At 61.1% G+C, this 21,042-nt stretch carries 23 protein-coding genes; 2 read left to right on the top strand and 21 right to left on the bottom strand.

Annotated features, from left to right (window positions below):
- Positions 1-70 precede the first annotated feature (70 nt).
- The 19 genes from Q0X21_RS03210 to Q0X21_RS03120 all read right to left on the bottom strand — a co-directional run bounded on the left by Q0X21_RS03210 (position 71) and on the right by Q0X21_RS03120 (position 15,911).
- Positions 71-2,236 (bottom strand): DUF6541 family protein, encoded by a 2,166-nt coding sequence (locus Q0X21_RS03210; protein ID WP_297850300.1) that lies wholly within the window; start codon positions 2,234-2,236, stop codon positions 71-73.
- Positions 2,237-2,285: 49 nt separating this feature from the next.
- Positions 2,286-3,167, bottom strand: coding sequence for a tRNA pseudouridine(38-40) synthase TruA (gene truA / locus Q0X21_RS03205; protein WP_297850330.1), 882 nt, complete (start codon positions 3,165-3,167; stop codon positions 2,286-2,288).
- Between the two features lie 311 nt (positions 3,168-3,478).
- Positions 3,479-4,009, bottom strand: coding sequence for a 50S ribosomal protein L17 (gene rplQ, locus Q0X21_RS03200; RefSeq protein WP_297850299.1), 531 nt, complete (start codon positions 4,007-4,009; stop codon positions 3,479-3,481).
- Between the two features lie 78 nt (positions 4,010-4,087).
- Complete coding sequence (locus Q0X21_RS03195; RefSeq protein WP_297850298.1) at positions 4,088-5,101, bottom strand: DNA-directed RNA polymerase subunit alpha; 1,014 nt, start codon at positions 5,099-5,101, stop codon at positions 4,088-4,090.
- A gap of 147 nt (positions 5,102-5,248) precedes the next feature.
- Entirely contained in the window at positions 5,249-5,854 is a 606-nt protein-coding gene (rpsD, locus tag Q0X21_RS03190; protein ID WP_297850297.1) for a 30S ribosomal protein S4, read from the bottom strand.
- A gap of 30 nt (positions 5,855-5,884) precedes the next feature.
- Complete coding sequence (gene rpsK / locus Q0X21_RS03185; RefSeq protein ID WP_297850296.1) at positions 5,885-6,289, bottom strand: 30S ribosomal protein S11; 405 nt, start codon at positions 6,287-6,289, stop codon at positions 5,885-5,887.
- 3 nt (positions 6,290-6,292) lie between these two features.
- Complete coding sequence (gene rpsM / locus Q0X21_RS03180; RefSeq protein ID WP_005286639.1) at positions 6,293-6,661, bottom strand: 30S ribosomal protein S13; 369 nt, start codon at positions 6,659-6,661, stop codon at positions 6,293-6,295.
- Positions 6,662-6,916: 255 nt separating this feature from the next.
- Positions 6,917-7,135 (bottom strand): translation initiation factor IF-1, encoded by a 219-nt coding sequence (gene infA, locus Q0X21_RS03175; protein ID WP_076599143.1) that lies wholly within the window; start codon positions 7,133-7,135, stop codon positions 6,917-6,919.
- A 238-nt stretch (positions 7,136-7,373) separates the two neighbouring features.
- Positions 7,374-8,183, bottom strand: coding sequence for a L,D-transpeptidase (locus Q0X21_RS03170; protein WP_297850294.1), 810 nt, complete (start codon positions 8,181-8,183; stop codon positions 7,374-7,376).
- A gap of 61 nt (positions 8,184-8,244) precedes the next feature.
- The gene (map, locus tag Q0X21_RS03165) at positions 8,245-9,042 is read right to left on the bottom strand and encodes a type I methionyl aminopeptidase (RefSeq protein WP_297850293.1); all 798 of its coding nucleotides are present in this window, start codon (positions 9,040-9,042) and stop codon (positions 8,245-8,247) included.
- Between the two features lie 36 nt (positions 9,043-9,078).
- Positions 9,079-9,624 carry an adenylate kinase gene (locus tag Q0X21_RS03160; RefSeq protein ID WP_297850292.1) on the bottom strand — a complete coding sequence of 182 codons (546 nt, stop codon included), beginning with the start codon at positions 9,622-9,624 and terminating at the stop codon, positions 9,079-9,081.
- Positions 9,624-10,958 (bottom strand): preprotein translocase subunit SecY, encoded by a 1,335-nt coding sequence (gene secY, locus Q0X21_RS03155; protein ID WP_297850291.1) that lies wholly within the window; start codon positions 10,956-10,958, stop codon positions 9,624-9,626. The genes Q0X21_RS03160 and secY overlap by 1 nt, the downstream gene beginning before the upstream one ends.
- Before the next feature lie 291 nt (positions 10,959-11,249).
- Positions 11,250-11,726 (bottom strand): 50S ribosomal protein L15, encoded by a 477-nt coding sequence (rplO, locus tag Q0X21_RS03150; protein ID WP_297850290.1) that lies wholly within the window; start codon positions 11,724-11,726, stop codon positions 11,250-11,252.
- 8 nt (positions 11,727-11,734) lie between these two features.
- The gene (rpmD, locus tag Q0X21_RS03145; RefSeq protein WP_297850289.1) at positions 11,735-11,920 is read right to left on the bottom strand and encodes a 50S ribosomal protein L30; all 186 of its coding nucleotides are present in this window, start codon (positions 11,918-11,920) and stop codon (positions 11,735-11,737) included.
- 5 nt (positions 11,921-11,925) lie between these two features.
- A complete protein-coding gene (gene rpsE / locus Q0X21_RS03140; protein WP_297850329.1) occupies positions 11,926-12,600 on the bottom strand; it encodes a 30S ribosomal protein S5 in 675 nt (224 codons plus the stop codon).
- A 38-nt stretch (positions 12,601-12,638) separates the two neighbouring features.
- Positions 12,639-13,046, bottom strand: coding sequence for a 50S ribosomal protein L18 (rplR, locus tag Q0X21_RS03135; protein ID WP_297850288.1), 408 nt, complete (start codon positions 13,044-13,046; stop codon positions 12,639-12,641).
- A 3-nt stretch (positions 13,047-13,049) separates the two neighbouring features.
- Positions 13,050-13,586, bottom strand: coding sequence for a 50S ribosomal protein L6 (gene rplF, locus Q0X21_RS03130; RefSeq protein ID WP_297850287.1), 537 nt, complete (start codon positions 13,584-13,586; stop codon positions 13,050-13,052).
- 17 nt (positions 13,587-13,603) lie between these two features.
- Entirely contained in the window at positions 13,604-14,002 is a 399-nt protein-coding gene (gene rpsH, locus Q0X21_RS03125; RefSeq protein ID WP_034664241.1) for a 30S ribosomal protein S8, read from the bottom strand.
- A 367-nt stretch (positions 14,003-14,369) separates the two neighbouring features.
- Entirely contained in the window at positions 14,370-15,911 is a 1,542-nt protein-coding gene (locus Q0X21_RS03120; protein WP_297850285.1) for a lipase family protein, read from the bottom strand.
- Positions 15,912-16,104: 193 nt separating this feature from the next.
- Here Q0X21_RS03120 and Q0X21_RS03115 point away from each other — a divergent pair, with 193 nt between their 5' ends.
- Both Q0X21_RS03115 and Q0X21_RS03110 read left to right on the top strand, forming a co-directional pair.
- Complete coding sequence (locus Q0X21_RS03115; RefSeq protein WP_297850284.1) at positions 16,105-17,484, top strand: glycoside hydrolase family 1 protein; 1,380 nt, start codon at positions 16,105-16,107, stop codon at positions 17,482-17,484.
- 17 nt (positions 17,485-17,501) lie between these two features.
- The gene (locus tag Q0X21_RS03110) at positions 17,502-18,776 is read left to right on the top strand and encodes an MFS transporter (protein ID WP_297850283.1); all 1,275 of its coding nucleotides are present in this window, start codon (positions 17,502-17,504) and stop codon (positions 18,774-18,776) included.
- Positions 18,777-18,786: 10 nt separating this feature from the next.
- Here the strand turns inward: Q0X21_RS03110 and Q0X21_RS03105 are convergent, their stop codons facing one another.
- Complete coding sequence (locus Q0X21_RS03105; protein ID WP_297850282.1) at positions 18,787-20,154, bottom strand: esterase-like activity of phytase family protein; 1,368 nt, start codon at positions 20,152-20,154, stop codon at positions 18,787-18,789.
- Between the two features lie 140 nt (positions 20,155-20,294).
- Complete coding sequence (locus tag Q0X21_RS03100; protein WP_297850281.1) at positions 20,295-21,020, bottom strand: DUF2786 domain-containing protein; 726 nt, start codon at positions 21,018-21,020, stop codon at positions 20,295-20,297.
- Between the last annotated feature and the right edge of the window lie 22 nt (positions 21,021-21,042).

The raw sequence follows: 21,042 nt of genomic DNA, 5'->3' as shown, positions 1-21,042 counted from the left end.
CTGTGAAAAGACGCTAAACGCGTGGAGGCCGCCCTTCAAGCGGAAGATGCACACTGAAGTGCGCAACTCATTAAACGCTGCCAGCGGACTGCGCTGGCAAGGCTTCCGTCAAAGACGTCAGCTCCGGCACCTTAGTAGACCCACCATTAGCTACCGCATCGCGCTGAAGCTCCTTGAGTTCCTGCTGGGTGAACTGCTCATTTACAGCGAAGATGGTCACGCGGCCGCGTTGATACACAGGCGTGACCCCCGGAGTGGACCACAATGCTTTGCTGACCTGCCAGTTGCGCGGGCCCGGCCAGAACGTATTGCCGGAGGAGACGATGAACCGGACCTCGAGGCGCTTGGCAGCCTCATCGGCCGGGCTTTGCGCGTTAGGTCGGCCGCGCTCGCCCGCGCCAAGGTGACCTGCCTGCTCCGCAAGAATCGACGAATTGGTGCCTGCACCGCCGGACGGCCACAAGTAGTGGCGGGCAACCGTAGGCACACCGCCTATGCCGTATGCCCAGGAATAACCATCGGTAGGTTCACCCGCAACAAGGCCCTGCTGTGTCTCAGGGCGGGAGGCCAGCCACGCATACGCAGCACGCTGATCAGCATCGACCATCCGATCCGTCATGCGGGACGCCTCAAAAGCAGCGCGCGAACCATCAGCTGCCACCGTGGACGCCCACGCACCGGTGCCCCACCCCGACAGAACAGCAAGCACCACCGAAGCGATCGAGGTCCCCCACACCCACGGGCGGGTGCCATAGCGCGCAGCGACCGGGGCCAGCGCCAGCACACGAATGATCGTTGCCACCCCGACCGCAGCGGCGGCGATCACCGTCATGGCCACGATCGTGATCAGGCGATGTGCACCGTTGTAGTGCGGTGCCCCCAACGCGGTCAGCAATGGCTCCAGCACACCATCAAACGGGTGCAACGCATGAGCCGTAGACGCGACCATGATGACGTAGAACAACGGTGCCCACACCTGCCGACGCCACACCACAGCCACGATCGCGCCGAAACCAGCCAGCCACAGTAGCGCCACCGGATCAAAGCCCGGGAAGAACTCATCCACGTGACGTGTGTCCATCAAGAAAGCCTTCTGCCAGGCCTCCGACAACGTTGCACTATCGCTGGACTTCCACGTATTCACTTCTTCCGCTTGGGTGCGCCCAGCGATCAATTGCGGCAAGAACGCCAATGCACCGCCTAATGCGGGGATAGCCAGCCACAGCGTGTCACCAATCCGGGACCGGTCCGGCGTGACCAACACATAGGTCAACCAGTACAGCGCCACCGCGAGCACCACCACCGTCACCGCCGAGGGGTGCACCTGCAGCATGCCCAAGAATGCGAACAACGTGGGCAGCGCCAGAATGCGATAACGCGGCACCTGCAAGAACAGAGCGATCACCAGACCAGACAGACCCATCGCCACGATGTACGGGCGCATGCCCGTGAAATCCGGAATCCACACCAGCACCGGCGACGCATACACACCGATTGGAGCCAGACCCGCCGCGATCTGCGCAACCATGCCCTGCCCGCGCGCAATCGCCCACGCCAAGCCAGCAGCACCAGCAGTTAGCGCCAAGCTCGGCAGAACTATCGACGCCACATTCGCCGCCACCACCGGCTCCAAACCCCCCGCCTTAGCGAACAGGGCTGTCACCGCGTGGAAAGCCGAAGGATAGAACAGATCAACATGTGTCTCCGGGCTTTGCAGCTCACCCATCCGGGTCGATGAAGCAATGCCCTCTTCCATGACAAAGCGGATGGCGTTGACGTGCCACTGGATATCCCAGCCCTGCACCACGTTATTCAGCTTGCCCGGCACATTGTCTTGGAGCTCCAACTGTTTCGCGATGAGCATCCACGCCCCCACCACGAAGCCTGCACCGGGCAGGATCCACGAAGGATCCGCGATGCTGCCCCGACGCCAATCACCAGGCCATAGAGCACGAAGCCAACTCTTCGCCCCACGTTTCTTCGCCCGCCGGGCAAACATGTAGCGCCACACACCAGCCGCGATCAGTGTCAAAAGCGTGAAGACGATGAACGAAGTCCAGCCGAAGCCGATCCCCATTGCCCCGTACATCCAACTGGCTAAACCGGCGATACCGAAGGTGACGGGCAATGATGCTGCAGCTGCCACTGGTAGCTTCGCACCAGCGACCCACGAGACGATCAGCCCCGGCAACGTGAATACCGCGATGGCCAGCCAGACAGCACCGACTGCACCCATGCGTTCTACCTCCGGAATATGTAAGACGGACTTTTACTGCCCAAGCATTTTATTCCTTCGGGGCTCCAGGATCGGTGTGCACCTCCGCAGCTTCTCGACGCTGACTAGTCAACTCCGCACGAGCTGCCAATTCCCCGTCTGCCGGGTAATCCACACCGATGAGCGTCAGCCCATTTGCTGGCGCCAAGCCCACCGCTGAAGCGCGTTCCGTCTCGCCGAGGAGGGCTTTCGCCCAGTCCACGTCTCGTCGCCCTGCTCCCACATCAAGACATGTCGCCACGAGCGCACGAACCATATGCCAGCAGAATGCATCAGCCACGATCACCGCTTCATACAGCTCCGGTTCCTCAGCGGTGGACACGTCGTGCCATTCAAAGGACCTGATCTCCCGGATCGTCGTGGCAAAGGGACGAGCCTTGCAGAAGGCAGCGAAATCATGCAGTCCGATCACCACATTCGCCACGTCTTGCGCCGCGGACAAATCGACCTTCTTCGGCCACACAGCGGTATCACGCAGGCGCGTCGGCAACGCACCGCTTTCTGCCGTGGTCACGCGGTATCGGTACGTCCGTGTCAGCGCTGAGAATCGCGCATTGAAGCCATCCGGTGCGAAGCTCACTGCTGTGACGCGAATATCCGGTTCCACCAGCTTCGCTAGTCTACGTACCAGCCGCCCCGGATCCCCATCAATAGAACGCTGGTGTAGGGAGGCAGCCGGGATATCTGCATGCGCCACCTGACCAGCAGCGTGCACACCCGCATCAGTACGGCCTGCCACCGTCAGTTCGACAGGGAAACGCAGAATCAGACGCAGTGCATCCTCAAGCTCCCCTTGGACAGTGCGCAGCTCTTCCCCGTTCTTCGGCTTTTGTCGTGCCCAACCGTGGAAGTCGGTGCCGTCATACGCGATATCAAACCGCAGGCGCACCATCTCTTCCGGATCGTCCGCACGGTCATTTACAACGCCGAGATCACTTTTTCCTGCGCCCATGCCCCAACCATAAATGGCGGCACTAGATGCGTTTGAAATCGCTCCACAAAACCCCAGGTCGCATGTTGCCCGTGTGGCAGATGTGTTTCGCTTTTCAAACGCATCTAGTGGAGACTCTTGCGGAGCTTTCGCGATGCCGCCACCGCGCCGCCACCGCGCCGTCCCCGCACATCGTTGACAACGAGAAAACGCCCGCTCCCCTCTTTCAGCAAGGTGGGAGCGGGCGCTTCGCTCTGTATGAGGCGAGAAGGTTACTTCTCGTCCTCAGTCTTCTCCTCGGCAGCAGCGTCGTCGTTGGACTCAGCCTCAGCCGGAGCTTCCTCAGCCTCAGCCGGAGCCTCTTCTGCCTTAGCTTCCTCAGCCTCAGCAGCCTTCTCCTTGGACGCGGCAGCGCGAGCTGCGCGGGTTGCCTCGGCGGTCACGGTCTCCTCGAGAACGAGGGAGATGTTGACCATCGGAGCGTTGTCGCCCTTGCGGTTCTCCAGCTTGATGGTGCGGGTGTAGCCACCTGCACGGTTCTCAAACTTCGGGGCGAGCTCGTTGAACAGGTACGCGACGACGTCCTTGTTCGGGATGTCCTTAGCCACAGCGCGGCGGTCAGCGACCGAACCGGACTTGGCCTTGGTGATCAGCTTCTCTGCGTACGGACGCAGCACCTTGGCCTTAGCCTCGGTGGTCTTGATGGAGCCGTTGACGAACAGCTGGGTAGCCAGGTTGGACACGATGTGCTTCTGGTGGCTAGCCGAACCGCCGAGACGCGGGCCCTTCTTCGGGGTAGGCATTGTTGTACTCCTCGTGTTGTTTCGCGGTCGTTAGAACCAGTGAAACTGTGTTTCTATGAAAACTTCAGTGCGCGGTGATTACTCGGCGTCATCCATGCCGCCATCGACAAAGTCGCCGGTCTCAGCGTCGTAGCCCTCAAGCTGGGTTGGATCGAAATCTTCCGGAGCGTCCTTGAGCGTCAGCCCCAGGGAAGCAAGCTTGATCTTGACCTCGTTGATGGACTTCTGGCCGAAGTTGCGGATATCCAGCAGGTCGGATTCGGTGCACTCAGCAAGTTCACCGACGGTGTGGATCTCCTGGCGCTTCAGGCAGTTGTAGGAACGCACGGAGAAGTTCAGGTCCTCGATCGGCATGTTGTACGCGGCGATGTACTCCGTCTCCTGCGGGGACGGGCCGATCTCGATGCCCTCGGCAGCGGTGTTCAGCTCGCGTGCGAGGCCGAACAGTTCAACCAGGGTGGAACCTGCGGACGCGAGAGCGTCGCGGGCGGTCATGGAGTTCTTGGTCTCCACATCGATGATCAGCTTGTCAAAGTCGGTGCGCTGCTCAACACGCGTCGCCTCAACCTTGTAGGAAACCTTCAGCACCGGCGAGTAGATCTGGTCGACTGGGATACGGCCGATCTCGCCACCGGAGTTGGGCATTGCCGGAACGTAGCCACGGCCACGCTCGACAACGAGCTCCATTTCCAGGCTCGCCTGCTCATTGAGCGACGCGATGTGCAGATCCGGGTTGTGCACGGTGACGTCAGCCGGCAGATCGATGTCTGCTGCGGTGACCTCGCCCGGGCCCTGCTTGGACAGGTACATGACCACCGGCTCGTCAGAGTCGGAGGACAGAACCAGGTCCTTGACGTTGAGGATGATCTCAGAAACGTTCTCTTTGACGCCGTTGATCGTGGTGAACTCGTGGAGCACACCTTCGATCTTGATCGAGGTCACTGCAGCGCCCGGGATGGACGATAGCAGCGTGCGACGCAGAGAGTTACCGAGGGTGTAGCCGAAACCAGGCTCGAGCGGCTCGATGACGAACTTCGAACGGTTGGTATCGATGTACTCCTCAGTGAGCTGAGGACGCTGTGAGATGAGCATGAACTTCTCCTTCCGGCGCCCGCTATATGACGCCGTAGAGGGTGCCAGCAACATGGTGTTGCCGACACGGATGACAGTTGAAGAGAGCCGTCGATAAGCAATTGCTTTTCGACGCCCCGAAGCCCCGCATTGCGCGGAGCCTCAATCTTACTTCGAGTAAAGCTCGACGATGAGCTGCTCCTGCAGCGGAACGTCGATCTGAGCGCGCTCGGGCAGCTGGTGCACGAGGATGCGCAGCGTCTCCGGGACGACCTGGAGCCACGCCGGGACAACAGAGTCGACCAGCGCGTCCTGAGCCTCTTCGAACCAGAGCATGTTGCGGGACTTTTCACGCACATCGATGATGTCGTACTGGGTCACGCGGTGGGACGGCACGTTGGTCTTCTTGCCGTTAACCGTGAAGTGACCGTGGGACACCAGCTGACGAGCCTGACGGCGCGTACGTGCCAGACCAGCGCGGTACACAACATTGTCCAGACGGGACTCCAGCAAGATCAGCAGGTTGTCACCAGTCTTACCCGGAAGGCGGTTAGCCTCCTCGTAGTAACGACGGAACTGCTTCTCCATCACACCGTAGGTGTAACGAGCCTTCTGCTTCTCCTGGAGCTGCAGCAGGTACTCAGATTCCTTGATGCGAGCACGGCCAGCCTGCCCCGGAGGGTAGGGACGACGCTCGAACGACATGTCGCCGCCGACCAGGTCGACGCGAAGGCGGCGAGACTTACGGGTAGCAGGGCCGGTATAACGAGCCATGATGTATTACCTCTTTTCCTTTCTCACCAGTTAAACGCGACGACGCTTCGGCGGACGGCAACCGTTGAACGGCTGCGGCGTCACGTCCGAGATCGAGGACACCTCCAGGCCGGCAGCCTGGAGCGAACGGATAGCGGTCTCGCGGCCGGAGCCCGGACCCTTGACGAAAACGTCGACCTTCTTCATGCCGTGGTCCATTGCCTTACGGGCAGCATTCTCGGCAGCCATCTGAGCAGCGAACGGGGTGGACTTACGGGAGCCCTTGAAGCCGACGTGGCCGGAGGATCCCCAGGAGATCACAGCGCCGCTCGGGTCCGTGATGGACACGATGGTGTTGTTGAAGGTGGACTTGATGTACGCGTGGCCCGAGGCCACATTCTTCTTTGCTACGCGGCGACCAGAGCGGCGCGCAGCAGAACGAGTCTTAGCAGCCATAGATTACTTCTTCTTTCCTGCGATGGTCTTCTTCGGTCCCTTGCGGGTACGCGCGTTGGTCTTGGTGCGCTGGCCGCGGACAGGCAGTCCACGACGGTGGCGCAGGCCCTGGTAGGAGCCGATTTCGATCTTGCGGCGGATGTCAGCCTGAACCTCGCGGCGGAGGTCACCCTCGACCTTCCACGAGTTCTCGATGACATCACGAAGAGCGGCGACCTGATCATCAGTCAGGTTGTCGGTACGCAGGTCAGGAGAGATGCCCGTCTTCTCGAGCAGCTCCTTGGAACGGGCAGGGCCGATTCCGTAGATGTATGTAAGTGCAACCTCCATGCGCTTATTGCGCGGAAGGTCCACACCAGCTAGACGTGCCATGTGGTACGTGCCTTTCAGGTTGTTTCGGTGGTTTTCTCCCAACTCGTCCACGCCACGCGGCACTTGTGTCCGGACCGTACCGGACTATTGGGCCGTGATTCACGTGGCTCCAGCCACCGCAGCCAGAGGTTGCATGGACCGTGACTGTCACACACCAGGTGCGACATGTGGGTCCGAGAGTAAGGAGGCTTAGGTCAGTTGCGCCTGACTCGGAGTGTCTGTGATTCCCCTACAGGGAAATTCTCGGTGGAGAATTTACTTGTAGCGGTAGACGATACGTCCGCGTTCCAGGTCGTACGGGGACAGTTCCACGACGACGCGGTCCTCGGGGAGGATGCGGATGTAGTGCTGGCGCATCTTGCCACTGATGTGGGCGAGAACCTCATGCCCGTTGTCAAGCTCGACACGGAACATCGCGTTCTTCAAGGGCTCGATGATGCGACCCTCGACCTCGATTGCGCCTTCTTTAGCCATACACTCCGCTTTCCCGACACCTATTTTGCTGCGTATTTACCTGACGAATGTCATGCAAAACAGCAGGTGTCTAACGTATTTGAGTCAATTGCATGTAGTGCGCTGGGGTTTTCCCGCACGCACCACCAGACCACTTTATCCGTCTACCTGCGGGAAAGCAAAATCCTCCCGCGCTCGTTGTTGAGCATCCGGGAGGATTCGATCAAGTGGCTTAAAGGCCTGTCGCTGAAACTAGGTTTTAAAAGACGTGGACCTGGTCGCCGATCTGCAGCGAGTTGAAGTAGGTCTGCGCATCGCCGCGGTACATACGGATGCAACCAGCAGACTTGATCGACGGATCGCCCTGGTGGAATGCGATGCCGTTGTAGGTGAAGTACGTAGCAAATGGCATCGGGGCGTTATTGAACTCGTAAGAGATCTCGTCCTTGACCTTGCGGTTGACGTAGTGGAAGCCCTTCGGGGTCTCTTGCCCCGGCTTGCCGGAAGACATGCGGACCGGACCATAGGTGATCTTGCCGTTGCGCTGCAGCCAGGTGCGCTGATTCTTGATATCCACGCACGCGCGTGCCGACGGTGCGCAGCCAGACGGCTGGTTCTTCGGCTTCGGGGCCGGCTTGGGTGCCGGTTTCGGAGCGGGCTTCGGGGCCGGCTTTGGCTTGGGCTTCGGCTTCGGGGTCTTCTCAGCGATCAGGCCTGGAGCCATCGCTTCGACGATCCGGTCGATGCCAGCGTGGAGTTCCTTCTCCTGCGCCTTGTTGCCACGGGAGATCGCGGTAGCCTGCGCGCGCAGTGCATTGCGTGCATCCCACACCGCATTGCGAGCACTGTTGTTCAGGTTCATCGACGCAGCCTGCAAGCTCTTCTCAGCCTGCTGCAGGAACTGCGAGGAACCAGCGGAAGATGCAGCCGGCAGTGCCGGTGCTGCCTCTGCGGTCGGCGGCGTGACCACGAGTGCTGCGGCCAGACCAACACCCGTCAACAGTGAGGCTCCCCGGCGGGCGAAGCGGGTCATCTTCGTTTCAAACGCATGGCGCGGTGTGTACGACATGGCAAGAAGTATAACCCCCGCCGAGGAAAATCTGGGAGTGAGGCAGTATGTCGCGGGTCGCTTATCCCTCACGTGGGGTCAGAATGCGGGGGCCATCCTCAGTTGCGGCAACGGTGTGTTCCCAGTGCGCCGCCGGGGAATTATCGGCAGTCACGACGGTCCAGTCATCATCCAAAACAACGGAATCAGTCTCGCCACCGAGAATTAGCATCGGCTCAATAGCAAGGACCGATCCAGCCACAATAAGTGGGCCACGGCCCGGGCGACCTTCATTGTGTAAGTAGGGGTCTTCGTGCATTTCACGGCCAATGCCATGCCCGCCGTAGCCGTCGAGAATGCCGAGTTCAATACCGAATTCAGCCTCAGCCTTGCGGGTGGCCAGTTCGAGGGCATGGGAGACGTCGGTAAGCCTGTTGCCTGGAACCATCGCTTGCATGCCTTCGAGCAGCACCTGCCGGGTTGCGCGATTGAGCTTATCGACGTCTTCTGTCAGCTCCCCCACCCCGAAGCTCCACGCCGAGTCCCCAACCCAGCCGTCCAAAGTAGCACCGCAGTCCACGGAAACTAGGTCGCCTTCTTTGAGAACGATGTCGGTGCTTGGAATGCCGTGTACCACGACATCATTAACGGATGCGCAGATCGAACCCGGGAAACCCTGGTAGCCCTTGAACGTCGGAAGAGCGCCGTGGCCGCGGATCACATCCTCGGCGACGGCATCGAGGTCAGCAGTGGTGACCCCGGGCGCTGCGGCTTTACGCACTTCCTGCAGCGCGATACCGACAATGCGTCCCGCCGCCTCCATCGCGTCGAGCTCCCCCGGAGTCTTCGCAGGGATGGACTTCTTGCGGCCGAACAGCATTGTGGTTCTTTCTAGTTGTGTTCTCTGTAGCGCGACTTAGCGTTCCAGGCGCTCCATAGCGCGTGCATTGACCTCATCAACATCGCCTTCAGCGTCAATGTTGATGATGGCATCGCCATAGTGGTCGATCAGCGGTGCAGTCTCATCGCGGTAAACCTGCAGACGAGTACGGATCGTATCCTCGTTATCGTCAGCGCGGCCGCGAGCGAGCATGCGCTCCACAACGACATCCTCATCGATGCGGAAGTTCAGCACGCCATCGAGCTTCTGACCATTGCGGGACAGCAGATCCTGGAGGATCTCTGCCTGCTCAACGGTGCGCGGGAAGCCGTCGAGAAGCCAGCCGTTCTTGGCGTCCTCCTCTTTCAGACGGGACTCCACCATGCGTGCGGTGACATCGGTGGGCACGAGCTTGCCCGCGTCGATGTACTCCTTCGCCTCCTTGCCCAGCGGAGTGCCCTCACCAATATTGGCGCGGAACAGGTCACCGGTGGAGATGTGCGGGATATTCAGCTTCTCCGAGAGAATCGCTGCCTGGGTGCCTTTGCCGGCACCGGGAGGGCCGAGGAGAACGAGACGCATTATTTCAACAGTCCTTCGTAGTTGGATTGCAGTAGCTGGGATTCAATTTGCTTCACCGTGGTCAGGGCCACGGAGACCATAATCAGGATAGCCGTACCACCGAACGCAGACATAGTTCCTCCGTTTCCGCTACCGCCAGTGAGGCCAAGATCCAGCGCGATATTCGGCAGGATCGCGATCAGGCCGAGGTAGATCGCACCGACGAAGAGCAGGCGGTTCATCACGAATGCCAGGTACTCAGCCGTCGGGCGGCCCGGACGGATACCCGGGATGAAACCACCGTACTTCTTCATATTGTCTGCCTGCTCGTACGGGTCGTACTGAATGGAGACGTAGAAGTAGGAGAAGAAAATGATCAGGGCAAAGTACGTGAGAATGTACTGCCAGGACGCCGGGTTCTGCAGCCACGCGATCACGGTAGACATCCACCAGTTATCCGGCGGGGTCGGCTTATCCGAGTTGATGATCTGGGTGATCAGAACAGGAACGTACATCAGCGAGGACGCGAAGATCACCGGGATAACACCAGCCTGGTTGACCTTCAGCGGCAGGTAGGTGGAAGTGCCACCGTACTGACGGCGACCGATCATGCGCTTTGCGTACTGCACCGGGATACGGCGCTGGCCCTGCTCGATGAACACGATGCCCACGACCAGGAGGATCACAGCTGCGATGACAACAGCGAAGACCACCGGGCCGGACTGACGCAGGATATTCGCACCGTCGGTAGGCAGGCGCGTAGCAATACCAGCGAAGATCAGCAGGGACATGCCGTTGCCGACGCCCTTTTCTGTAATGATCTCACCAAGCCACATGATCAGGACAGCACCCGACGTCATCACAATGACCATCATTGCCAAGGTCCACAGCGAGCGGTCCTCCACGAGCACCGGCACGCCCTGGCCCAGCAGCTGCTCACGGTCTGCCAGAGCCACGATGCCGGCAGACTGCAACAGCGCCAGGGCCACTGTCAGATAACGCGTGTACTGCGTCATCTTCGCCTGGCCAGACTGGCCCTCCTTCTTCAATTCCTCGAAACGAGGAATCACGACGGTGAGCAGCTGCGTGATAATCGACGCCGTAATGTACGGCATGATGCCGATCGCGAAGATCGACAACTGCAGCAGCGCACCACCGGAGAAGAGGCTGATCACGGAGAAGATATTCGCCTCATTGCCCTCAGACAGAGCGCTGAGACGCTCGGCGATGATTCCGTAATCAACACCCGGAGTCGGGATCTGAGCGCCGATGCGGTACAGAATGATCAGAGCAAGGGTGATCAGAATCTTCTTGCGTAGATCGGCGTCTTTGAATGCCTGAACAATGGCTGACACGTGGCCTCCTGGCACCTTCCCACTTGAGGGCCGGAGCTTATTTCAAACTCCGCGTCCACACGGAAGGCAGCGGACAGTAGATAACGTACGTTGATGCCGCACCACCCCGCGGGGGCGATGGACATATTTTGACTCGTCCACCCTACCAGGTAGCTCCGTGAAACTACTATTCCCCCGTCAACCATCCAATCGTTCCCGGTTGCTTGGTTAAAACAAAAGCCACACAATGCGAAAACTCCCCGCCGGTTAGTGCATTAGCACTACCGAACGGGGAGTTCAGCTCAAGGAGAATTAGTCCTCCTTGGTCTCCTCAGCCTTGGCAGCAACCTCAGTGGTGGAGCCGCCAGCAGCCGCGATCTTCTCAGATGCGGACTTGGAGAACTTCTCTGCGGTGACGTCGAGCTTGACGGAGATCTCACCGTCGCCCAGCACCTTCACCGGCTGGTTCTTGCGAACCAGGCCAGCTGCAGCGATGTCCGCGGAGGTGACAGAGCCACCCTCCGGGAAGGCCTTTGCCAGGTCTGCAACATTGACAACCTGGTAGACGACCTTGTTCGGGTTCTTGAAGCCCTTCAGCTTCGGCAGACGCATGTGCAGCGGCATCTGGCCACCCTCGAAAGCAGCGGAAACCTGCTTACGAGCCTTGGTGCCCTTCGTACCGCGACCTGCGGTCTTACCCTTAGAAGCCTCACCGCGGCCGACGCGGGTCTTGGCCTTGTTTGCACCCTCAGCCGGGCGCAGATCATGGAGCTTGATGATGTCAGCCATGTCAGTACCTACTCCCCTGCTACTTCTTCAACGGTGACCAGGTGGGCCACCTTGAGGATCTGACCGCGGGTTGCGGCGTTGTCCTGCTTAGTCACGGACTGACCGATCTTGCGCAGGCCCAGAGCCTCGAGATTCTTACGGGTGAGCGGCTTCTCGCCGATCAGACCGTGGTGAAGTGTAATTTTCAGTGCCATTGTGCTTAAGCCTCCTGTCCTGCGCGCTGACGCAGCATGCGTGCGGGGGCGACTTCCTCGATGGACTTACCGCGACGAGCGGCAACTTCCTCGGGGCGCACAAGTTCCTTCAGACCAGCAACGGTGGCCTTGACCACGTTGAGGGCGTTGTCGGAACCCAGCGACTTAGCCAGGATGTCCTGGATGCCGGCGCACTCGAGCACCGGACGGGCAGCGCCGCCGGCGATGACACCGGTACCGGGAGCAGCCGGACGCAGCATAACTACGCCTGCAGCATCCTCGCCCTGTACCGGGTGGGGGATGGTGCCGCCGATCATCGGGACGCGGAAGAAGTTCTTACGAGCCTCTTCTGCACCCTTCTGGATTGCGGCAGGAACTTCCTTTGCCTTGCCGTAGCCAACGCCGACCATGCCCTGGCCGTCGCCGACCACCACGAGGGCGGTAAAGGACATGTTGCGGCCGCCCTTGACGGTCTTTGCAACACGGTTGATGGTGACAACGCGCTCGATGTACTTATCGCGCTCGTCCTGTGCACCGCCACGGCGGTCATCGCGGCGTCCGCCGCGGCCACCACGGCCGCCGCGATCGTTGCGGTCGTTGCGACCACCGCGGTCGTTGTTGTTCTGGTTCTTCTGGTCGTCGGCGGATGCTCCGCCGTCACGCCGTTCACGCTCGGCCATGTCGCGATCCTTCCGTTGAGTTTCGTCTGCGGTGGTCATTAGAACTTCAGACCACCTTCACGGGCGGCGTCGGCAAGCGCGGCGACGCGGCCGTGGTACTTGTAGCCACCACGGTCGAAGACGACCGTCTCGATGCCAGCTTCCTTGGCGCGCTCAGCAACGAGCTCGCCAACCTTGGCAGCCTTCGCCTTCTTGTCACCCTCAAGGGTGCGCACTGCATCTTCCATGGAGGAAGCGGACACGAGGGTGTGGCCGGCCAGGTCGTCGATGACCTGGACATGCATGTGGCGGGAGCTGCGGTGCACAACGAGGCGCGGTGCCTCCGGGGTGCCACGCAGGGTCTTGCGGATGCGGTTGTGGCGGCGGACGCGGGCCTCACGGCGGCGGGTAGCAATATCCCGGCCGACCGGAGTGCGCTTCTGAGTAGTCTTTTCTTCAGTGCTCATGGATTACTTACCCGTCTTTCCGACCTTGCGGCGAACCTGCTCGCCCTCGTAACGGATGCCCTTACCCTTGTACGGGTCATCCTTGCGGAGGCGACGGATGTTCGCGGCGATCTGGCCAACCAGCTGCTTATCAATGCCTTCGATGGAGAACTTCGTGTTGCCGTCAACAGCAAACGTGACGCCCTCCGGAGCCTCGATGAGGATCGGGTGCGAGTAGCCGAGGGAGAACTCAAGGTCCTTGCCCTTCTGCTGCACGCGGTAGCCGACACCGAAGATCTCCATGTTGATCTTGTAGCCCTCGGTCACGCCAACAACGCAGTTGTTGATCAGCGAACGAGACAGACCATGGAGCGAACGGTTGTCGCGGTGGTCATTCGGGCGAGAAACCACGATCTGGTTCTCTTCAACGGCAGCGGTGATCGGAGCCGGGACGTCAACGGAGAGGGTGCCCTTCGGGCCCTTCACCTCAACGAGCTGGCCGTCGATCTTGGTCTCGACACCGTTGGGGATTGCGATAGGTGCATTACCTACACGAGACATATCTGTTCAACCTCCCTTTACCAGACGTAGGCGAGGACTTCCCCACCTACACCCTTCTCTTGGGCCTGGCGGTCCGTGAGCAGACCCTGGGACGTGGAGATGATTGCCACACCCAGGCCGCCGAGAACCTGCGGCAGGTCAGTCGACTTGGCGTACACGCGCAGGCCCGGCTTGGACACGCGGCGCAGGCCAGCGATGGAAGCCTGACGGGACGGGCCGTACTTCAGGTCGAGGGAGAGGGTCTTGCCCACCTTTGCGTCCTCAACCTTGTAGTCAGCGATGTAGCCCTCCTGCTTGAGGATCTCCGCGATGTTGACCTTCAACTTCGAGGAGGGCATAGACACGGTCTCGTGGTGCGCATTGTTAGCGTTGCGCACGCGAGACAGCATGTCCGCAATGGGATCTGTCATGGTCATGGTTGACCGTTTACCTTTCTCGTTGCGGTTCCCGTAACCCACCTTGTCCCGGCGCATCGTTGATGCATGGGACTCGCGTTATCCGTGTGTTCTGTCGGGGGCTACTACGAGTCCGAATCACACCGTCACCGGCATGTTTCCAAACTCAAACAGTGGGCGCTCCTTACCGCTTAATAACGGAAGTGCTCGCCGCCACCCTTCATACGGTCCGCATTTTGGCGGGGGGCCTGCAACAAAGTTGGATGTATACGTTCAATGCGGATCTGACACACGCAGCATGCGCGCGCAGAACCGTTGGTCAACCATACAGGTCAGCGCACCAGATGCACAAATTGCTTAGTGACTCCCCGCCTGCCCCCTTCATCCCCTAAAACTTCAGCATCTGGCTCAGGGCCGGCCATGCCACGCCGACACCGAGACCGACCATGCCGAGCACGGCGATGATGATGGTCGCGAGAATACCTTCCGGCGAGCGGATACCGGAGCCGTCCACACCGGAACTAGGGCCAGATTCCGGGGCGCTGTCGGGCACGAGTTTGCTGCTCAGCGGCAGTGACGACAGGTGGGAGCTCATTGCCACGCCCGAACCGTAAGGGTCCTCGTTGCCGTTGAAATTCGCGCACACCTGGTCGTCGGCAAGCGGCTTGTCATTGAATCGGTCGATCATGAAGCTGAAGCCGAAGGTCGGGCCGCTCAGCGCCTGCACGAGGTGATTCTTCATGCCGTCTTCAATTTCAGGAACGACGTCATCACGGTAGACCACCTTGGCATCGTCGACGGTGCACCACTTCATGGCCAGGTTCCGGGCCTGCCGGTACTCCACCTGACGGTCGTAGCGCCCGCTGATCACCATGACGGGTGCGACGGGAGAGCCGTTGCCGATTTCCTGCTCCCTCATCCTCGCCAGGGCCGTCGCCATGTCCGGCTCTTTGAGGATTTCTTCGAGCGAGCGCCCGTCCTTCGTCCAGTCACGGGTGGTCATGTACGCGTACGGCTCGGAGGTGATCTCGTTGGTGCAGGAATTCTTGAAGGTCTCCAGGACCTTCTTTCCGTCCTCGCTCAGGTATTTGTCCAGGAGATCGTCGAAGCCGTCGTACCGCTCGACCATGCCGTTCATCGCGAACCCGATGGCGCCCGAGAGGTCGGACCCGTCGATATTGCGGGCCACTTCGTAGAGGTTCGCCGGCGGCGCCGAGGCGTAGGCGCCGGCGACATTGGCTTGCTCATCGGCACTGTAGTAATTCCGCGCTTCTTCCACCGCCGCCGCGGAGGCGCCGCCGCCCTGCGAGTGGCCGTAGAAACCGATCTTGCCGAAGTCCTCCTCCCCGACCAGGTTCTTCACCGCACGTCCGGCATCCAGCATCGCGTGCGCCTGATCGAGGCGGTTCATGTACGTATGCACACCCTCGGTGCCCATTCCCACGAGGTCGGTGACCACGACGCGGACGCCGTACTTCGACAGCGCGAAGTCGTAGAGGCCCTCCATATTCACCGTGCGCTTCGACTCGATCGGATTCGGCTGCCCGTCCAACGGCCAGTTGCGAGACGGGGCGCACTGGTCGCCCTGGCCCACCGTTCCGCGCCCGATAACGACGGTGGGACGCGGCCCCTTGCCCCGCCACTTAGAGGTCGGCTCGACCACGTACCCGGTCACCGGAACGAGCTCGCCATTCGCGTCGGTCGTGGTGTACATGATCTTGGTCGCTTCATTCGGAAGATCAGAATCAGCCGAGCCCAAGACATTGGAGTACGGCACCGTCTTCTCTTTCAAGATTTCGCCCGGAGTGCCCGGCGCGACATCGGTGGTGTTATAGAAGCTGTCTTCCGCCTTTGCGATACCGCCCGCGCCAGTCATGACAGACGCGGTCAGAGCCGCCGCGACCAGAATTCCGCCCAATTTCTTCGTCATTGAAACTCCATCTCAACCGAATAAATGTGTCCTGCGACACATTAAGACGGGGCGGGCGAATTCGTGAGAAAACGCTTATTAGTACCAAAAAAATTATCTAGTTTCACCCCCAAACGTAGGTGCGTAAAACATTTTTGGGGTCGGGTTCCACGGATTCACGTCGGCGTCGATAAGCGGTCTTTAGGGTGAGACCATGCCACGAGGAAGAATGGAGATCCCGCTGAACGGGATGCGCATCGGCACGGCATCGGCCGGCCTGCAGATCGAAGGCTCGCCACGCCCCAGCAACTGGACGCAGTGGGCCAACGCCGGACATATCAAGGACGGCACCAGCCTCCACCCCACCACCGATCACTGGACACGGTGGCGGGAGGACAACGAACTCATGGCGGAACTTGAATTCTCCATTGCCCGCGTCGGCGTCGAATGGTCTCGCATCGAGCCCGAACCCGGGGCATACGACACAGAAGCGCTCGAACGCTACGCCGAGGAGTTTCGCGACCTCAAAGCGAAAGGCATCGAACCACTGGTCACCCTCCACCACTTCGGGCAACCGCTGTGGCTCGAGCGCCGCGGCGGTTGGACCAACCCGGACATCGTAGAGCGGTTCCTCGCGTACGTCGACGTGGTGCTCGACTACATGGGGGAGCTTATCGACGACTGGGTCACCCTCAACGAGCCCAATGTCTATGCCTCCGAAGCCTTCTTATTCGGATCCCAACCCCCTGGTTCCGGCGGTTTCGTGAAGATCAGGAAGGTCCTGCAAAACATGGCTGCGGCGCACCTGCTCGCCTACGAGCGGATCCACCGTCGCCTCGACGCTCCCGGCCGTACAGTCCGCGTCACCTTCGCGCACCACAAGCGCGTTTTCGCCCCGATGAACCCCCGCAACCCGATCCATCGGTTCATCACCCCGATCGTCGAGCATCTCTTCCAAGGCGCGATGGAAAAGGCTTTTTACCGCGGCATTTTCCTGCCGCTCATCGGCCGACCCAAAGCACTCGACAAGGACTTCATCACCCGCGCCAAAGCCGCCGCCGCGCTGACCAGGACGCCGAAGACGACGAAACGCTTCGTCGACGCCATCGCCATCAATTACTATTCCCGCACCGCCGTCAAAGGCTTTGACGACGCCACCTTCCCCGGCCGCCCCACCAACGACCTCGGCTGGGAAATCTACCCGCGCGGCATCGTCGACGTCTCCACTCACTTGGCTAAAGAATTCGCTCTGCCGATCTGGATCACGGAGAACGGCACCGCCGACAACAGCGAGTCCTTCCGGTGCGGCTTCATTCTCGACCACCTCGAGGAGCTCGCCCGCTTGAATTCAGGCTTGGATGCACCCGACGGAACGCCGCAGTCCCGGGTGCCCGTCGAGCGCTACTACCACTGGTGCTTCGTGGACAACTGGGAGTGGTCCGAGGGCATGGCGCAGCACTTCGGGGTCGTCGGACTCGACGAGAACCTCGACCGGCACGTCAAACCCGCCGCGCGCATGCTGCGTGACATCATCCGCGCCGACGCTTTGACCCCGGCGATCGATGCGCAGTACCGGGAAGCTACAAGCAGGTAAACACTGTGACTGCCACCGTGACAACCACTGTGACGACCATCGCGGAACGCCACCCAAAGGCCTTCTTCTGGAAATTCGCCCTCGCCTATATCGGCACGTGCCTCGTGTGGGCCGGCCCGTCGCAACTGTTGCTGGCCAACCAGATGCTCGCGGTCCGCCCCGGCAGCCACGAGGGCGCACTCGCACTTCTCATGATGTGCGGCGGCGCATCCTCCGTGGCCACCAGCCTCGTCGTAGGGTTCATCTCCGACCGCTCGCGCTTATCGACGGCATCTGACTGGGCCCGCCGCTGGGGCAAACGCTTCCCGTGGATCTTGGTGGCGGTACCGCTGGCGTCGATAGGCATGCTCGCGATGTCCGCGACTCCCGGATATTGGGCGTTGGTCGCCCTGTGGTGCCTGGTGCAATGCTTCGTCGCGTTCATGACGAACAACCTGTTGACCATCACTGCCGATGTCGTTCCGCAGAAGCATTTCGGTGTCATCTCCAGTGTCCTCGGCGTCACCTACGTTCTCGGGCTGGTGGGCGGAACTGCGCTTGCGAGCCTTCTCCCGCTGAACTGGGCGTACATCGTCATCGCGGGACTCGCTTTCGGGATGGTGATCCAACTCGGTTTCGGCCCCGGCGCGATCGATGCCGCCGCCAACCAGTCGACCCTCGACGACCAGGCTGAGCTCGGCACTGTCGTCTTCGACCCGGATGCCGAGCTGGAGCGACTGCCGCTCAATGCCTACCGGAACTACGCCACTGTGTTCCTCGCGCGCTTCGTCATTCATGCCACGCAATACACCGCGTTGTTCTACCTGCTTTATTACCTCCGCGACCACATCCGCGTCGCTGACCCTGATATCTGGGTCCTCATCCTCACCGTCATCTTCGCCGTGGTCACCATGGCCGCCGCGGCCGCAAGCGGTGCCCTGTCCGACAAACTCCAACGCCGCAAGATCTTCTTCGTCGCCGCGGCGGTGGCGATGGCCGCTGGAACACAGTTGATGGCTTTCGTGAGCACCCTGAAAGCCGCGATCACCGCCGCTGTTCTGCTCGGGTTGTCGTGGGGCTTGTTCACCTCCGTCGAGCAAGCGATGATCAATGAGTCCCTGCCGTCGAAGGTCAACCGTGCTCGCGATGTGTCCATCATGACGTTGGCGCAGGGCTCCGCGAATATGATCGCGGGCCTCCTCGCCGCCGCTGGCCTGCGGTATCTGGGCGGTTACCCCGGCCTCTACCAGGCCTGCACGGTTGCCTGCGTCTTGGCCGCGCTACTGGTGCTGACCGTGCGTTCCTCGCGCTGACGCCCGCGAGTTACGGGACCAGGACGGTGTGGAAGTACGTAGTCTGAGTCTCGTTGAAGTTGTTGTCCGAGACGACGATCAGGGTGCGGCGCCCGTCCTCGGTGCGCGGCCCCCATGCCAGCCCCTCGACGTTGTCCGGGTGTGGCTTCTCGGTGGCGAAATCGAAGACGAGCTCCTTGGACACCGTCTTCTCATCGCCGGCCAGCTTTTCTTTGCCCAGGACGTCATCGGCGCCGTCGAGATCGAGCTTGTAGATCTCAGCCTTGTTCTCGCCGTTTTCGCCCAGGTCCTTGAAGAAGCCACGCTGCAGCATGTAGAGATCGCCGTTGTCGTCTGCCAAAAGCGACGTCGCGCCACGTCCGGCTTCGAGCTTGACAACGAGCTCGCGGGTCGGCTTGCCACTCTCCAGGTCGTAGAAGGTGATGCGGTTGACCGATGCGTCCTTCTCCGAGTTCTTCGCGCCATCCTGGGCGAGGGCGTTTTCTTCGACGGTGACGGCCGTGCGGCCGCCGTCGATAAGCGTCATGCCCTCCGGCCCGTTGTTGTTGTAGATGCCGCGCGTGGAAACGCCGTTGGGCACCTGGTAGCCCGGCACGTCGATGCGGCGGATTTCCTTGCCGTCAGGCGCGGACTCGATGAGCTGCGGCGCGACGACCTGACCGGGCTTGCCGTTGCCCTCCGTGGTCCACAGGAAATTGCCGTTCGGCAGGACACGGATTTCCTCCGGGTCAATGAACTCGTCGTAGGCCTTGCCCTCCGGATCGGTGAACTCGATGACCCCGTCGCGGGTGAATGTCTTGTGGTCCGTCGTGGTGAAGACATAAGCGCGGACCGGGCCGTGCTCGTTCTTGTCGTCGGAGAGCACGACGTAGCGGCCCGGCGCGACCTCGTCGATGCCGCTGAACCCTCCAGCAGCCGGATCATCGTTGACGGCGCTGAAATCGAAGCGGTTCGCGTACTCCGCCTTCATCGGCTCCGCTGGTGCGGGCTGATCCTTGTCCCCCTTCGAAGAACCCGGCAGCGCTCCCGTGATCGCCTGGATGATCACGAAGCTGAGACCGCCGAGCACCGCAGCTGCGGCCACGACACCCGCCAGCGCCGCCGGCACCGGCACCGTGACCCCACCGATATTCACCTCACGCTGCCCGAGGCCTTCCAGGTCGAACGGCAGCGACGACAGGTCGTTCAGCCCTGGGATAGCGGGCGCGGGTGCCGCGGCCGGCTGCGGAGCGGGCGCCGGGGCTGGTGCCGGCTCAGGGTGACCGCCGTGCGCGACCGCGGGTGCTGGGTTGACTGCGAGGGCGACCGAAACGGTGAGGGCGACAGCGGCGCGCACTGCGGGGCGGCGGCCAGCGGCGAAACGGGTGGAACGGGACATGGCTACTCCTGTGGCTCGGCAAAACGTGATTCCAAGCCTAAGAACCACCGCGTGTGCCGCAAACGCTGCAGCGACAATTCATGTCCCGGTAATAGACGCGTTGATCCGCGTTCAACTCGTCGGAGCGCCCCGGATGTGGCCTAGCACGGCAACGCCGGGCGCGCGCGGACACGACTCTGGCCGAGATCGCTGGTCTCCCCCGCACTCACGCCGCGGAAATACGACCCGGCGTCGACCGTCGCCTTCGATGCGCGGTTGGTGAATTCGATGCCCTGCTGCGCGGCGAAAGCGCTCATCGCGTCACTTGCTTTATCGCGGTCGTCCATCAGCGCGAGGGCGTATTCGCCCTTGCCTGCGGCGACCGTGCCTTCGGCCGCTTGCAGCCGCTCAGTGATCACGCTGATGAACCCGCCCATGAAAGAGCGGCGCGCCACCACCGTCGCCACACCGAGTGCGCGGCTGCCGCTGATCTGCTGCGCCCCGGCGGCCATCTGCGGATTGAGGACTCCGAAGAGCATGTCCACCCGCTCTATGTGGCGGCGGAGACCGAAGGCGGTGACGGTGGAGATTTTCCGGGAGCGCCGGGTGCTTTCCATGTAGCCCATGCAGTGCAACGCATTGCAGAGATTCAGCAAAAGCGACGCTTGCATATCGGTATACGAACCACCGAGCGCAAATGTGCGCATTATCACCTCATCGCTTTCCGACGGGCGCCTCAGGTCCCTTTCCTCAAACCCATACGTGGCCATCAGGTCGAAAGCCTTCTGATAAAACACCTCCCCTTCCGCCGTTCCTGCCCGGTCCGCTGCCTGGTTCAACAGCTTCTGTACACGGTCTTTGATCTTTTCCAGATTGTTCGTACCCATGAGTTCCCCCTTGTTTTCAGTG

Origin of the sequence: uncultured Corynebacterium sp. (assembly GCF_947253065.1) — a bacterium.
Classification (GTDB): Bacteria; Actinomycetota; Actinomycetes; order Mycobacteriales; family Mycobacteriaceae; genus Corynebacterium.
This window is presented reverse-complemented; position numbering and strand designations above follow the sequence as displayed.

Bases quoted from the DNA above. Each gene is read 5' to 3' on its own strand.
- Q0X21_RS03105 (WP_297850282.1), bottom strand. From the start codon at position 20,154: ATGTCCCGTTCCACCCGTTTCGCCGCTGGCCGCCGCCCCGCAGTGCGC.
- rpsH (WP_034664241.1), bottom strand. From the start codon at position 14,002: ATGACCATGACAGATCCCATTGCGGACATGCTGTCTCGCGTGCGCAAC.
- Q0X21_RS03100 (WP_297850281.1), bottom strand. From the start codon at position 21,020: ATGGGTACGAACAATCTGGAAAAGATCAAAGACCGTGTACAGAAGCTG.
- rpsM (WP_005286639.1), bottom strand. From the start codon at position 6,661: ATGGCACGTCTAGCTGGTGTGGACCTTCCGCGCAATAAGCGCATGGAG.
- rplQ (WP_297850299.1), bottom strand. From the start codon at position 4,009: ATGCCTACCCCGAAGAAGGGCCCGCGTCTCGGCGGTTCGGCTAGCCAC.
- Q0X21_RS03160 (WP_297850292.1), bottom strand. From the start codon at position 9,624: ATGCGTCTCGTTCTCCTCGGCCCTCCCGGTGCCGGCAAAGGCACCCAG.
- Q0X21_RS03170 (WP_297850294.1), bottom strand. From the start codon at position 8,183: ATGTCGTACACACCGCGCCATGCGTTTGAAACGAAGATGACCCGCTTC.
- rpsK (WP_297850296.1), bottom strand. From the start codon at position 6,289: ATGGCTGCTAAGACTCGTTCTGCTGCGCGCCGCTCTGGTCGCCGCGTA.
- rpsE (WP_297850329.1), bottom strand. From the start codon at position 12,600: ATGGCCGAGCGTGAACGGCGTGACGGCGGAGCATCCGCCGACGACCAG.
- rplF (WP_297850287.1), bottom strand. From the start codon at position 13,586: ATGTCTCGTGTAGGTAATGCACCTATCGCAATCCCCAACGGTGTCGAG.
- rplO (WP_297850290.1), bottom strand. From the start codon at position 11,726: ATGGCTGACATCATCAAGCTCCATGATCTGCGCCCGGCTGAGGGTGCA.
- Q0X21_RS03115 (WP_297850284.1), top strand. From the start codon at position 16,105: ATGCCACGAGGAAGAATGGAGATCCCGCTGAACGGGATGCGCATCGGC.
- map (WP_297850293.1), bottom strand. From the start codon at position 9,042: ATGCTGTTCGGCCGCAAGAAGTCCATCCCTGCGAAGACTCCGGGGGAG.
- infA (WP_076599143.1), bottom strand. From the start codon at position 7,135: ATGGCTAAAGAAGGCGCAATCGAGGTCGAGGGTCGCATCATCGAGCCC.
- rpmD (WP_297850289.1), bottom strand. From the start codon at position 11,920: ATGGCACTGAAAATTACACTTCACCACGGTCTGATCGGCGAGAAGCCG.
- Q0X21_RS03195 (WP_297850298.1), bottom strand. From the start codon at position 5,101: ATGCTCATCTCACAGCGTCCTCAGCTCACTGAGGAGTACATCGATACC.
- Q0X21_RS03210 (WP_297850300.1), bottom strand. From the start codon at position 2,236: ATGGGTGCAGTCGGTGCTGTCTGGCTGGCCATCGCGGTATTCACGTTG.
- truA (WP_297850330.1), bottom strand. From the start codon at position 3,167: ATGGTGCGCCTGCGGTTTGATATCGCGTATGACGGCACCGACTTCCAC.
- Q0X21_RS03120 (WP_297850285.1), bottom strand. From the start codon at position 15,911: ATGACGAAGAAATTGGGCGGAATTCTGGTCGCGGCGGCTCTGACCGCG.
- rpsD (WP_297850297.1), bottom strand. From the start codon at position 5,854: ATGGCTCGTTATACCGGCCCTGCTACCCGTAAGTCTCGCCGCCTTCGC.
- rplR (WP_297850288.1), bottom strand. From the start codon at position 13,046: ATGAGCACTGAAGAAAAGACTACTCAGAAGCGCACTCCGGTCGGCCGG.